Genomic DNA, 13,254 nt, shown 5'->3' on the forward strand with positions numbered 1-13,254 from the left:
TACCAATTCTAGAAATACTTAAATGAGCAATATCCCGTCTCGAAAAACCGTCGCCGCATGCTACAAGGAGTGACGCAACAGGAGGCGGGAAAGCATGGCAGGCGACAAGGGCAAAACGGCACGTTCGGATCTCGACGAGGCCGCGCTCTTTTTCCACAAGCATCCCATTCCCGGAAAGCTGGAAATCCAGGCCACCAAGCCGCTCGGCAACCAGCGCGACCTGGCGCTCGCCTATTCACCAGGCGTCGCGGCTCCCTGCCTGGCCATCAAGGATGATCCCGCGACAGCCGCCGACTACACGGCGCGCGCCAATCTTGTCGCAGTGATCTCAAACGGTTCGGCCGTTCTCGGTCTCGGCAATATCGGTCCGCTCGCCTCCAAGCCGGTGATGGAAGGCAAGGCGGTCCTGTTCAAGAAATTTGCCGGCATCGACGTCTTCGATATCGAGATCGACGCGCCGGAGATCGACCGCATGGTCGAAACGGTGGCGGCACTCGAGCCGACTTTCGGCGGCATCAATCTGGAGGACATCAAGGCGCCGGAGTGTTTCGAGGTCGAGGAACGGCTGAAGGCTCGCATGGGCATCCCGGTTTTCCATGACGACCAGCATGGCACGGCCATCATCGTTGCCGCCGCCGTCCTCAACGGCCTGGAGCTCGCCGGCAAAAAGATCGAAGACGTCAAGATCGTCACCTCCGGTGCGGGGGCAGCGGCGCTCGCCTGCCTCAACCTGCTCGTTTCACTTGGTGCCAGCATCGAGAACGTCTGGGTCACCGACCGCTTCGGCGTTGCCTACAAAGGCCGCGTCGAGGAAATGGACCGCTGGAAGGATCCTTACGTCAAGGACACCGAAGCACGCACTCTGGCCGATGTCATCGCGGGCGCCGACGTCTTCCTTGGTCTATCCGCCGCCGGCGTTTTGAAACCCGAATTGCTCAAGGGAATGGCCGAGAAGCCGTTGATCCTGGCGCTGGCCAACCCGACGCCGGAGATCATGCCGGAAGTTGCCCGCGCTGCCCGCCCCGACGCCATGATCTGCACTGGCCGTTCGGACTTCCCCAACCAGGTCAACAACGTCATCTGCTTCCCCTACATCTTCCGGGGCGCGCTGGATTGCGGCGCCAGCGCCATCAACGAAGAGATGAAAATGGCGGCAGTGCGCGCGATTGCAGCGCTTGCCCGCGAGGAGCCTTCGGATGTTGCAGCGCGCGCCTATTCCGGCGAAACGCCGATCTTCGGACCGGATTTCCTGATCCCTTCGCCTTTCGACCCGCGCCTCATCCTGCGCATCGCGCCGGCGGTGGCCAAGGCGGCCTGCGACACCGGCGTGGCAACGCGTCCGATCTCCGACATGGCCGTGTATCTCGATAAGCTGAACCGCTTCGTCTTCCGCTCCGGCCTTGTGATGAAGCCGGTGTTCTCCACCGCCCGCGGTTCGAGTGCCAAGCGCGTCATCTATGCCGATGGTGAGGACGAGCGCGTGCTACGGGCCGCGCAGGTCGTGCTCGAGGAAGGTATCGCGGAACCGATCCTGATTGGTCGTCCGCATGTCATCGAGGTTCGTCTCAAACGCTATGGCCTGCGTATCAAACCGGGCGTCGACTTTGGTTTGATCAATCCGGAAGAAGACCCGCGCTATCGCCATTATGTCGATCTTCTGATCGAACTCGGCGGCCGCCGTGGCATCACGCCGGAGGCAGCCCGTACCATGGTGCGCACCGACAACACAGTGATTGCAGCCCTTGCCCTGAAGCGCGGCGACGCGGACGCACTCATCTGCGGCCTCGAAGGCCGGTTCGCACGTCATCTGCGCAACGTCACGCTGATCATAGGGGCCCGCCCCGGCATCAGCGATCATGACCTTTCGACGCTCTCCATGCTGATCTCGCAGCGCGGCGTCCTGTTCCTCACCGATACCTATGTCTCGATCGATCCAAGCGCTGAAGAGATCGCCGAAATGACGATCCTGGCTGCCGAGGAGATTCGCCGCTTTGGCATCGAGCCGAAGGCTGCCCTGCTCTCGCTGTCGGATTTCGGCTCGCGCGATGCACCGAGCGCGTTGAAGATGCGCAAGGCCGCCGAAATTCTGGCACGCGTAGCGCCGGAACTGGAGTGTGACGGCGAAATGCATGCGGACTCGGCTTTGTCCGAGCATCTGCGCCAGCGCGTGTATCCGCATTCGCGCCTGAAAGGCGAAGCCAATCTGTTGGTGTTCCCGAGCCTTGATGCCGCCAACATCACGCTGACAGCGCTTCGGACCATGCTGGACGCCCTGCATGTCGGCCCGATTCTGCTCGGCACCGACAAGCCGGCCCATATCCTGACCCCATCGGTGACTTCGCGCGGCGTCGTCAACATGACCGCACTGGCCGTCGTCGAAGCCTCGCACAAGGCGCAGGCGGCGCTCCACGCGCCGCGCGGTTGACGAGTTCAAGAGAAGCTTAACCGGCCCGACCTATCTTCATTGCCCGATACAGGCAGGCAATGGGGCGATGACCGGGGCAGATCGAAGGCAGGCGCTTGCGTGGACGCTGCTTTGCGTCATCGCGCTGGTCTTTTGTTCCACGAAACAAACAGAGGCCGCCTCACGCATCTGCCGTCAGTTGCGAGCGGAACTTGCTTCGTTGCAGAAAGGCGGCGGTGCTGGCCAACAGCGCCGCTATGAGGGTGCCATTGCTCGTCAAAATAACGAATTGGCCAAGGCGCGCGCTCAGGCGCGCGACGCTGGCTGTGGTTTTTCGTTGTTCGGCGGCAGCATCAGCCAGTGTGCGGCGCTCAATGCCGCCATCGACAGGATGAACACCAATCTCGACAAGCTTCAGCGCAAACGCGCGCAAATTGGAAAAGGTTACCCGCGACGCGATCGCGGTCGCGTGCTGGCGGCGCTTGAAACCAACGAGTGCGATGGCAAGCCGACCACCGAAACGCGCGTTCAGGCGGCGAGCGGAGGGCAAGGCAGCGAAATGGGAGCCGCGTCGGAAGATGCGGCACTTGGTGCAACCTTCGTCCCTTCGCCGTCCGGTGAATTCCGCACGATGTGCGTGCGCACCTGTGATGGTTATTTCTTCCCGATGTCAAATCGTGCCACTGTCAGCGACTTTCAGCGCGACCAGAGCCGCTGCGAGGCAGGCTGCCCCGGAACAGAAATGCAGGTCTTCTATTCACGTGGCGTGGCCGGAGATCCCGCAACCATGACCTCATCGAGCACCGGACGTCCCTATTCGGACCTTCCGGCAGCTTTTCTGTACAAACGCCCCGACCAGCCGTTGCCGCAAGGCTGCGGCTGCAATGCCGCACAGAACTTCAGGATCATCGCCGGCAACCCGCCGGCAGCCCAGCCTGAAGCCAGTGCCGGTTCCGGCGCTCCTTTCCTGCCGACCCCGACAGACAAGCCTGACCCGGCCGAAGACCCCGAGACGCAGGCCAATGCATCGGGACATCTCGACATCGCGGCCATCCGCCAGCTGTTGAAGAAACCCGATGCCTCGCCGGCCTCGGCCTTGCCGCCGGAACAACGCAAAGTCAGGGTCGTCGGGCCAACGTTCCTTCCCGACCCAGAAGCGGCAATAGATCTGCAAGCTCCGGCCCAGAAGCAAGCCCGGTAAGCGCAAGCCTCAATGGCAGAAACAAAGCCTTGCCCTTGCGGCCAGAGGCTTCTTTCACCTTGTTCGTCCATTCCTTCCACACCGTTGCCGTCCAGGGCTCTTCCGGCAGAAGATCAAACGCATCGCGCAGAAACTGGCGCTCTTCCGGCTCGAATTCAGGTTTGTCGAGCGGCCCGTCATGAACGATGCGCCACCAGGAGACCGCATCGCTCAAACGATCCAGATTGCCGCGCACGACGTTCCAGAACTGTTCAGCCTTGTCGCCGGACACGCCAAGCACGGCGAGGCGATCGCGCGCATCGGCGAAGGAAAGCGTATGCATCAGGCCACGATTGAGCACCACCAGCTCTTCCGGATCAAATTTGGACGCGGATTTGGATGTCGTCGCGGGGTCGAAATGCGCGGCAAGTTCACTCATGTTCGTCATCGGCTGGACGTTTTCCGACGTGCCGATCAGGACCGCGAGTGAGGCGACCGCCATCGGCTCGATGCCATCCGACCGCAGCCCTTCGATCGACAGCGAGCCGGTTCGCTTGGAAAGCCCCTCACCTGTCGTGGTGGTCAGAAGATTGTGGTGCCCAAAGATCGGGACATCAGCGCCGAGCGCCTTGAACAGGGCAATCTGCACGCCGGTGTTGGTGACGTGGTCGTCGCCGCGGATGACATGGCTGATGCCCATCTCGACATCATCGACCACCGAAGGCAGCGTGTAGAGGTATGTGCCATCCTCGCGCACCAGAACCGGGTCCGACACGGAAGCCAGATCGACGGTCTCTTCGCCGCGCACAAGGTCGTTCCAATGAATATCGGTGCGCTCCGGCTCCTGTGGATCACTCTTGAAGTTGGGCAGCAGGAAACGCCAGTGCGGACGACGGCCATCAGCCTCGAGGTCAGCGAGCTGCTTGGCGGTCAATGTCAGGGCTTCCCGTCCATAGACGGGCGGCAAGCCACGCGTGCGACGGATCTTGCGCCGCAGATCCAGTTCCTCGGGCGTTTCATAGCAGGGATAGAGCACCCCAGCCTGCTTCAGGCGCTCGACGGCCGCATCATAGATATGCACGCGGCGCGACTGATAGTCTGTGGCGTCCGGGAAGATACCCAGCCAATGCAGGTCATAAAGGATGGAATCGGCATATTCCTGCTTCGAGCGCAGCGTATCGGTATCGTCGAAACGCTGGATGAAGCGGCCTTTGTGTTTTTGCGCGAACAGCCAGTTGAAAAGCGCGGTGCGCGCGTTGCCGATATGAATGCGGCCGGTGGGCGACGGAGCAAAACGGACGGTAACTGTCATGAAGGGGGCGTAGCGGATGCGTTGGACCTTGGCAAGGATCGCCTTAAGACCTCGATCGGCCGGAAATAGGGCAACGCAATTCAGATAAAAGATAACGGACCGCATCGTTCGATGCGATCCGTTCCATATCTTAAGCCTGCAGGTCTCAGACGAGACCCTTGGTCAATTCCAGCGCCTGCCGCTCGAACAGCCGGCGATAGATACCGCCGCTCAGGCGGATCAGATCTTCGTGCGAGCCTTCCTCGACGATCTTGCCGCGGTCGAAGACCAACAGGCGGTCGAGCGCCCTGACCGTAGACAGACGGTGAGCGATGACAAGCGTGGTGCGGCCGACCATCAGCCTTTCCATCGCCTGCTGGATCAGCACCTCCGATTCCGAATCGAGGCTCGAAGTCGCCTCGTCCAGGATCAGGATCGGCGCATCCGCAAGGAAAGCGCGAGCGATCGCCACGCGCTGGCGTTCGCCGCCCGAAAGCTTGACGCCACGCTCGCCTACCAGCGTGCCATAGCCCTTGGGCAGCCTGGTGATGAAGTCGTGCGCACTGGCAAGGCGCGCAGCTTCCTCGACCTCGGCCTGGGTGGCGTCCGGCCTCGCATAGGCGATGTTCTCGGCAAGCGAACGGTGAAACAGGATCGGCTCCTGCTGAACGATGGCGATCTGCTGGCGCAGCGACGATTGCGTGACCTGCGAGATATCCTGGCCATCGATGAGGATGCGCCCGCCGCTGATATCGTAAAGCCTCTGGATCAACTTGACGAAGGTCGTCTTGCCCGATCCCGAGTGACCGACGAGGCCAACCCGTTCACCCGGCTCGATCGCCACCGAGAAGTCACGGTAGAGCGGTTCGCGATGGTTGCCATAGTGGAAGGTGACGTGATCGAACACGATACCGCCATCGGTGATGTGGGACAGTTCGGCTCCCGGCACATCCTCGATGCCGAGCGGTTGCGCCTGAAAATCGACCAGCTCCTCCATGTCGTTGATCGAGCGCTGGAGATTGCGGATGTGCATGCCGATATCACGCAGATAGCCCTGCAGCACAAAAAAGGACGTCAGTACGAATGCGACATCACCTGCCGAGGCTTGGCCGCGCAACCACAACAACAGCACGACACCGATAACCGCTGTGCGCAAGATCAGCAGCATCACGCCCTGCGTGGTGCCGTTGACCGTGCCGCGGTTCCAGGTGCGACCCGTGCGGTGATGCCATTTGGTGACGACCTCGCTCAGTCGCTGCTCTTCCCGCGCCTCCGCGCCGAAACCCTTCACCACGGCATTGCAGCTCACGGCATCCGCAAGAGCACCGCCAAGCCGCGTGTCCCAGGAGTTGGCAAGCCTCGCAGCCGGCGCAACATAGGCGAGCGACAGGATCGCCGTGACGGCAATGAAAACGAACGAGCCGATCGCCACGACGAGGCCCATCATCGGCCAATACCAGCCGAGCAGCACGGTTGAGCCCACCAGCATGACCACTGACGGGAACAGCGCGATAAGGATCGTGTCGTTCAAAAGGTCGAGCGCCCACATGCCGCGCGTGACCTTGCGCACGGTCGAGCCGGCAAAAGAATTGGCATGCCAGTCGGTCGAGAAGCGCTGGACGCGATGGAATGCATCGGCACAGATATCCGACATCATCTTCAGCGTCAGTTCCACGATGGCGTAGAAGCCAAAGTTACGGAAAAGGACCGACGACAATGCCAATCCAACCAGTGCCACGAATGCGGCAATGGCGGCGTTCCACGCCTCATCACTCGATGCAGCACCCGAAGCAACGGCATCGACGAGACGGCCGGAATAGAGCGGCGTCAGAACGTCGGCCAGCGTCGAAAGCAAAATCATCAACATGATGAACAGCACCCTGAGTGGCTGGCGCCGCCAGTGGATCAGAGTGAAGCCAAGAACGCTGCCGAATGCGCCAGCGCGCAAATCGATCTTCAAACGAGTCATGATGTTTGCAGGCACAATCGTGCCTGATCCCGAAAAAGCGTAAAGAAAACACCGCGGTGGAGAGCTAAAGCCGCCCTGGATGCGGATGCGAAAATGGATCTGACCGGCCTGTACAGGCGGTGGTCGAGGTATTCCGAGGCCTATTCTGCGATGACATGTTCCAGCGGGAACAGCATCGAAGACCTAAGCTTCGTTACCTCGTATAGAGTTTTCAAATGCCATCATTCGTATCCTCCCGGTCAGGGAATCGCGGATGCAGACCTTATAGGAGAGGCATTTTGCCGCGCCAACCCCGCCTCTGTCACAAAAGTGCCTTGGCATAACCGGTGAGGCTATGCTGCAACACTCGGGGCGCGGGCGACAGTGTTCATCTGCCGCGTCTGAGGAGCATCGCCTTGCCGTCTTCGGAAACCTCAAAGCCGAAACCGGCGTAGAGCGAATGCGCATCGGCGGTGCGCAGGCTCCAGCCTCCCACCGTGGCGAGATCTGGATGATCGAGCAGCGCGCGGATCAGTTTCTTGCCAATACCGGCGCCGCGACGATCCGGCCAGACGATGACATCGCACAGATAAGCAAAACAGGCATAGTCGGTGACCACGCGGGCAAATCCCACCTGCTCGCCATCCATGAAAGCCGCGACACAGAGCGAATTGCCAAAGGCCCGGCGGTGGATGTCATCGCTGCGTTGCGCACCCCAGTAACTCGCCTTGATGACCTCGGATGTCGCGACGAAATCGATGCGACCAGGGTCGAAGGAAATCTCGACGTCGGCCACGTTCAGGCCCGATCACGAAAGCGATTGGTAATGGGGTACCGGCGATCGCGGCCGAAATTCTTCTTGGTGATCTTCACGCCTGGCGCGGCCTGCCGGCGCTTGTATTCGGCGATGTAGAGAAGATGTTCGATGCGCTCGACGATAGCGCGATCATGGCCACGCTTGGCGATGTCGTCGACGCCCATCTCGTTTTCGACGAGACACTCCAGAATGTCGTCGAGAACCGGATAAGGCGGGAGCGAATCCTGGTCGGTCTGGTTTGGACGCAATTCCGCAGAGGGTGCCTTGTCGATGATGTTCCTCGGGATGACCTCACCCGAAGGTCCTAGCGCACTCGGAGGCACATGCGCGTTGCGCCAGCGCGAGAGCGCGTAGACCTGCATCTTGTAGAGATCCTTGATCGGATTGAAGCCACCATTCATATCGCCATAGAGCGTGGCGTAGCCGACCGACATTTCCGACTTGTTGCCGGTGGTGACGACCATAGAGCCAAACTTGTTGGAGATTGCCATCAGGATCGTGCCGCGAGCGCGGCTCTGCAGGTTCTCTTCGGTGATACCTTCCTTGGTGCCCTCGAAGAGTTGCGTCAGCGCATGCGAAAAGCCATCGACCGGTTCGAAGATCGGCACGATGTCGTAGCGACAGCCAAGAGCGCGGGCGCAGTCTTCTGCATCCTTGAGGGAATCCTTGGAAGTGTAGCGGTAAGGCATCATGACCGCGCGCAGCCGTTCCTCGCCCAACGCATCAACGGCAAGTGCCGCGCAGATCGCGGAATCGATACCGCCGGAAAGGCCAAGAACGACGTTCTTGAAGCCGTTCTTGTTGACATAGTCGCGCAGGCCCAACATGCAGGCGCGGTAGTCAGCCTCCTCCCGCTCGGGGATTTTCGACATCGGCCCTTCGGTGCACAGCCAGCCGTCGGCATTGCGCTTCCACTCGGTGACGGCGAGCGTCTCTTCAAACTGGCTCATCTGGAAAGCCAGCGACTTGTCGGCATTGATGGCAAAAGAGGCACCGTCGAACACCAGTTCGTCCTGCCCGCCGAGTTGATTGGCGTAGATCATCGGCAGTCCGGTTTCGATGACCTGCTTGATCACCACCTGGTGGCGTACATCCATCTTGGCCCGGTAATAGGGTGAGCCGTTGGGCACCAACAGGATTTCGGCGCCACTTTCGGCCAGTGTTTCGCATACGCCGAGTTCGCCCCAGATGTCCTCGCAGATCGGAACGCCGACCCTGACGCCCCTGAAATTCACCGGTCCGGCGATCTCAGGCCCAGCCTGGAAGACACGCTTCTCGTCAAACTCCCCATAATTCGGCAAATCGATCTTGTAGCGTTCGCCCAGGACCTTGCCGCCATCCGCGAAGAGGATGGAGTTGTGGGTGCCGCTCTTGCGCTTCAGCGGCGTGCCGATGATGACAGCCGGACCGCCGTCCGTCGTATCCCTGACCAATTCGTTGGCCGCGCGTTCGCAGGCTTCCAGAAAGGCCGGCTTCAGCACCAGATCCTCCGGAGGATATCCGGAGATGAAGAGTTCCGTGAATAAGACGAGGTCGGCGCCCTGACGGGCAGCATCGGCCCTCGCCTCGCGCGCCTTGGCGAGATTGCCGGCGATGTCGCCGACAGTCGGGTTCAACTGGGCGATGGCAATGCGAAGCGTGTCGGGAGCGGTCTTGGTCATGACAAGGGTTTAGCGTGGCAACCTTGCGCCTGCAACGGACAAGACCGGAGACTGCTTATGCCAATGCTCAATATGAGCATAATACCCCCGTGCTCTTGGCTTCGATATCATTCACCGGTGTATTCACGAATGGTTTCCGGCGCGTGATTTTCGCCGATCGACATCGAAAGAATACGGGAGATGTGCTTGCGCGGCAGGCCAGTCTCCTTCGCCCAGATGTTGATCTGCGCCTGGACCTTGTCGAGGTCACGCTTCGAGGTCGGGCTTTCGGCAATATCCAGCCCGGCGTCCCGCAATGCCGCTGACATGTCCTTCGAAATGATGAAGGTGTCCCATTCCAGCCAGCGCAACAGATATTGGCCGGTGTTGCCGCCGAGCCTGCTGCCATGCTTGGCGAGATAGGCGGTCAGCCCGATCTGATCGTCCGCCGGCCATGCCGCCAGGAACTTGCCGAAGGAGCCATGTTCCTTCGACACCCGCTCGACGAAAGCCGCGTTGTCGCGCACAGAGCGGATCTTCTGCGGGTTGCGCACGATGCGTCTGTCGGCGGCAAGGTCGTGCCAGAAATCGTCGGGCTGGAAAAGCAGCCGCCTGGGCTCGAAACCGAGAAAGGCTTCCTCGAATCCAGGCCATTTCTGCTCGATGACGCTCCAGACGAAACCGGCGGCAAAAACGCGCTCTGCCATGGTCGACAGCACACGATCGTCAGGCACCTTCGCAAGTGTCGCATTGTCGGGCACAGCACCCAGCAGCGATGCGAGGACTGCATCACCACCCTTGCGCTTTGCGGCGCGGGTGCGAATCTGCTGAAAATCGAGCATGCCTCGCCCTCCCCGAGCTGCGGCGCGGGCCGCGGTGAAATGTTCGCGCTATCTTCTATAGTTCGCCGGGACGCGCAAGCACCGGCAAGGGAGGAGCCCATGCAACGCAGGACCATGGCGGAACTGGCCGGCCGCTGGCTGTCACGCAATGCCGATGCGCTGACCGACAGCGAACGTCGCGTGCTGCAGAGTGCGATCGATCGCAAGACGGTGTCTTTCTATGCCGGGGATACCGAGCAGCAGAGCACCACGGCCGGCGCGCGCATTGCCGATGCGGTGGCCAGAATCGGCGGCTCGTGGAGCTTCATCATCTCCTTCCTGGTGTTCCTGGTCGCCTGGGCGCTGCTCAACAGCGTTCTTTTGGTCGGTGGGGCGTTCGATCCCTACCCCTACATATTCCTCAATCTGGTGCTGTCGATGCTGGCTGCGATCCAGGCGCCCGTGATCATGATGTCACAGAACCGGCAGGCCGAACGCGATCGCGCCGCTGCCGCGCACGACTATGAAGTCAATCTCAAAGCCGAAATCGAGATCATGGCGTTGCACGAGAAGCTGGACGAGCTGCGGCACAGCCAGATCGTGGCGATGCGCGATGACATTGCCAGCCTTGCTGAAAAGATGCAGCTGATCGAAAACAAGCTGATCCAGAAACCGGCCAGCAGCCGTTCCCGCAAATGACGGAAACGCTCCATCGTTTCATTGAACACTATGGGCTGCTGGCCGTCTTCCTCGGCTGTCTGGTAGAGGGCGAAACCGTTGCGATGCTCGGTGGCTTCTTTGCCCACCAGCACGTCTTCGCCACCTGGCAGACGCTGCTGGCCGTCTTTGCCGGCGCGTTTCTCGGCGATAGCGCCTTCTTCGTGCTTGGACGAAGCTTCGCGCAAGCCGGATTCGTGCAAAGCGTCAGCCGCAAGCCCGGCTTCGATCCCGCCTACCAGCTCGTTACCGACCACCCGAACATCTACGTGCTGTCAAACCGCTACATCTACGGCATGCGTATTCTGGGCGGTATCGTCGCCGGCCTCTCCGGCATTGCGGCTGCCCGGTTTCTCGTTCTGAATGCTATTTCTGCTGCCGTGTGGGCGACAGTCTTCTGCAGCTTGGGCTATCTGTTCGGCCTCGGCGCGGAACAGATCGTCGGGCGTGCCCTGCTTCATCACGAACGTTTGCTGGTCGCGTTTGCAATCGGCGTCATCGTGATGACGATCGCGGTCGCCGTTGGCCGGACCCTGCTTCACCGAGAAAAGGCAAGAGAAAGCCGAACCGCCGGCGCAAATCAGATCGACGTGCCGTAGACGCGTTCAACGATAGCGAACAGCCACACCCCAGCGGCAAGGACGATGGAGATCAGCACGGCGAGCGAGCCGCAATCCTTGGCGAGCTGGATGTCGATGTTGAACTCACGGCTGATGGCATCACAGGTCGCCTCGATACCCGTGTTCAAGACTTCGACCATGATGAGCACAAGAACCACGCCAATCAGCAGCGCGTAGCCACTCCAGCTCGTCGCGACGAACCAGCCAAGCGGAATGGCCAGCACAAGCAGCATCAATTCCTGCTGGAAGGCGGCTTCGCTTTGCGCGAGCCGGCGGAACGCGCGAACGGAGTTGTGGAAGGCGTCGATCAGCCGCTTCATGGAGTCCTGTCCTTTTCCGACGATCGGCTTCGTTCGATTTCGCCTTTTCGATGGAATGGCGCGCTTATCCGATATCCTTCGGTCATCCGCAACCAAGATTGCCGATTCCATTCTTCCGCATTCAAGTTGAAAGCCGACAAAAATATCGCGCCCTGCACTTGCGCAGCCAGTACAGCCTCAAGTAGAAAAATGCGCCGGAATAACCGGCAGGTTAAGAAAACTTTAGCGCTAGTACATCTAAGGTCTTGCAAGCGAAAGTCGTTGGCGGAACGTCTTTCGTGTGGATTCGGCTTCGAAATGGTTCTGCAACCGACAGCTTAGAGATTTTTGTTCTCGTGTCGGTTCTGGTGGGGGAATTGGGTCCAAATGCAGCCGGCAGCCGTCACGCCTGAGCGGAGTTCCGATATTGCGACCACTGTCGTGGCCACGATGCGGCAACTCGGCGTCATCGCGATGCCGCGCAACTACGAGATTTTTTACGAGGCGCTGGCCGGAACAAATCCGGAGCTCAGCCTTGCCGTGCTCGACCTCAGCAAGCGGCCAACGCAGGATGATCTCGACCGCATCGGGCGTAAATTCTTCGCGCAAAACCACAGACACGGCATCGTCGATCACGTGCGCGACGTGCTCGCGCGCGAACTGGAAGATATCGCCTCGCTGCTGCGCAACGAACGCAGCCATATCGAAAAATACGGCAAGATCCTCGACGAGACATCCGACGGACTTGCCAATCGCAGCGCGATTTCCAAAGAACTCTTGGAAAAGATCGTTGGCGCGGTCTCCACGGCGACCACTTCGACCATCGACCACGGCAAGCAGGTGGCGAGCACGTTGGGCGACAAGACTGCCGAGCTCGAAAGCGTCAAGTCGAAGCTCGAGGAATATAAGCTGCTTGCCGACACCGATCCCCTGACCCAGGTTTGGAACCGCCGCGCTTTCGACGCCGAGATCGCCCGCATCTACAACAGCAACAAGGGCATCCTGTTCAGCGCACTGATCTTGGCCGATATCGATCGTTTCAAGGAGATCAACGACCGTTACGGCCATCCGGTAGGCGACAAGATCCTCAAGGACATCGCCGACATCTTCCAGACCAGCGTTTCCAGCGGCATGTTTGTCGCTCGCACCGGCGGCGAGGAATTCGCCCTCATCCTCGAAGGAGCCAGCGAGGAAGCCACCTTCGATATCGCCGAGCGTATCCGCATCCTGATCGAGCAGACCCCTTTCGTCAGCAGCCAGAGCGGTACCAGCTACGGCACGGTAACGATTTCAATGGGCATCTGCATGGCTTCGGAGGCAATCGGACCGGAGGATCTCTATTCCAAGGCCGATCGCGCCCTCTACCGCTCCAAGGTGGAGGGTCGCAACCGCGTCACCCGCCATTCGGTTATGGGCGGTCGTGCCAGTAAGAACTGGCTGATCTACAAGAAAGACTGAGCCCGCCAACTATCACGCGGGCGATGTTGAACAACCATGGCATTGCCGTCGGCTTGTTT

Annotated in this window: 12 protein-coding genes; 5 read left to right on the forward strand and 7 right to left on the reverse strand. The window is 60.4% G+C overall.

The genetic code is table 11. From position 1 onward, the window contains the following. Positions 1-94: 94 nt before the first annotated feature. A complete protein-coding gene (locus tag AO692_RS26055) occupies positions 95-2,425 on the forward strand; it encodes an NADP-dependent malic enzyme (protein ID WP_054312984.1) in 2,331 nt (776 codons plus the stop codon). Positions 2,426-2,585: 160 nt separating this feature from the next. Here AO692_RS26055 and AO692_RS33770 read toward each other — a convergent pair whose 3' ends face one another. Further along, on the reverse strand, positions 2,586-2,954 hold the full coding sequence (locus AO692_RS33770) for a hypothetical protein (RefSeq protein ID WP_244483498.1): 369 nt from the start codon (positions 2,952-2,954) through the stop codon (positions 2,586-2,588). Between the two features lie 81 nt (positions 2,955-3,035). Here AO692_RS33770 and AO692_RS33775 point away from each other — a divergent pair, with 81 nt between their 5' ends. Beyond that, positions 3,036-3,605 carry a DUF2865 domain-containing protein gene (locus tag AO692_RS33775; RefSeq protein ID WP_280138672.1) on the forward strand — a complete coding sequence of 190 codons (570 nt, stop codon included), beginning with the start codon at positions 3,036-3,038 and terminating at the stop codon, positions 3,603-3,605. On the opposite strand, the gene gltX is transcribed toward AO692_RS33775, so the two are convergent. From gltX to AO692_RS26085, 5 genes are all read right to left on the reverse strand, one after another. Next, positions 3,523-4,896, reverse strand: a complete 1,374-nt coding sequence (gltX, locus tag AO692_RS26065) for a glutamate--tRNA ligase (RefSeq protein WP_054313039.1) — start codon at positions 4,894-4,896, stop codon at positions 3,523-3,525. The genes AO692_RS33775 and gltX overlap by 83 nt on opposite strands. A 145-nt stretch (positions 4,897-5,041) precedes the next feature. Continuing rightward, positions 5,042-6,844: an ABC transporter ATP-binding protein gene (locus AO692_RS26070; protein WP_082407563.1), complete on the reverse strand. Its 1,803-nt coding sequence runs from the start codon at positions 6,842-6,844 to the stop codon at positions 5,042-5,044. Between the two features lie 367 nt (positions 6,845-7,211). After that, positions 7,212-7,619 carry a GNAT family N-acetyltransferase gene (locus AO692_RS26075; RefSeq protein ID WP_054312987.1) on the reverse strand — a complete coding sequence of 136 codons (408 nt, stop codon included), beginning with the start codon at positions 7,617-7,619 and terminating at the stop codon, positions 7,212-7,214. A 2-nt stretch (positions 7,620-7,621) separates the two neighbouring features. Next, positions 7,622-9,301, reverse strand: coding sequence for an NAD+ synthase (locus AO692_RS26080; RefSeq protein WP_054312988.1), 1,680 nt, complete (start codon positions 9,299-9,301; stop codon positions 7,622-7,624). Between the two features lie 107 nt (positions 9,302-9,408). Further along, the gene (locus tag AO692_RS26085; RefSeq protein ID WP_054312989.1) at positions 9,409-10,122 is read right to left on the reverse strand and encodes a DNA-3-methyladenine glycosylase I; all 714 of its coding nucleotides are present in this window, start codon (positions 10,120-10,122) and stop codon (positions 9,409-9,411) included. 99 nt (positions 10,123-10,221) lie between these two features. Between AO692_RS26085 and AO692_RS26090 the strand changes: the two genes are divergently transcribed. Continuing rightward, entirely contained in the window at positions 10,222-10,800 is a 579-nt protein-coding gene (locus tag AO692_RS26090; RefSeq protein WP_054312990.1) for a DUF1003 domain-containing protein, read from the forward strand. Next, positions 10,797-11,417: a DedA family protein gene (locus AO692_RS26095; protein WP_054312991.1), complete on the forward strand. Its 621-nt coding sequence runs from the start codon at positions 10,797-10,799 to the stop codon at positions 11,415-11,417. Before AO692_RS26090 ends, AO692_RS26095 begins: the two co-directional genes overlap by 4 nt. On the opposite strand, the gene AO692_RS26100 is transcribed toward AO692_RS26095, so the two are convergent. Beyond that, the gene (locus AO692_RS26100) at positions 11,399-11,758 is read right to left on the reverse strand and encodes a diacylglycerol kinase (RefSeq protein WP_054312992.1); all 360 of its coding nucleotides are present in this window, start codon (positions 11,756-11,758) and stop codon (positions 11,399-11,401) included. The genes AO692_RS26095 and AO692_RS26100 overlap by 19 nt on opposite strands. Positions 11,759-12,124: 366 nt before the next feature. Here AO692_RS26100 and AO692_RS26105 point away from each other — a divergent pair, with 366 nt between their 5' ends. Further along, positions 12,125-13,195 carry a GGDEF domain-containing protein gene (locus AO692_RS26105; protein ID WP_054312993.1) on the forward strand — a complete coding sequence of 357 codons (1,071 nt, stop codon included), beginning with the start codon at positions 12,125-12,127 and terminating at the stop codon, positions 13,193-13,195. The last annotated feature ends 59 nt before the right edge of the window (positions 13,196-13,254 follow it).

Source organism: Mesorhizobium sp. 1M-11, from assembly GCF_001303895.1.
GTDB lineage: Bacteria > Pseudomonadota > Alphaproteobacteria > Rhizobiales > Rhizobiaceae > Mesorhizobium.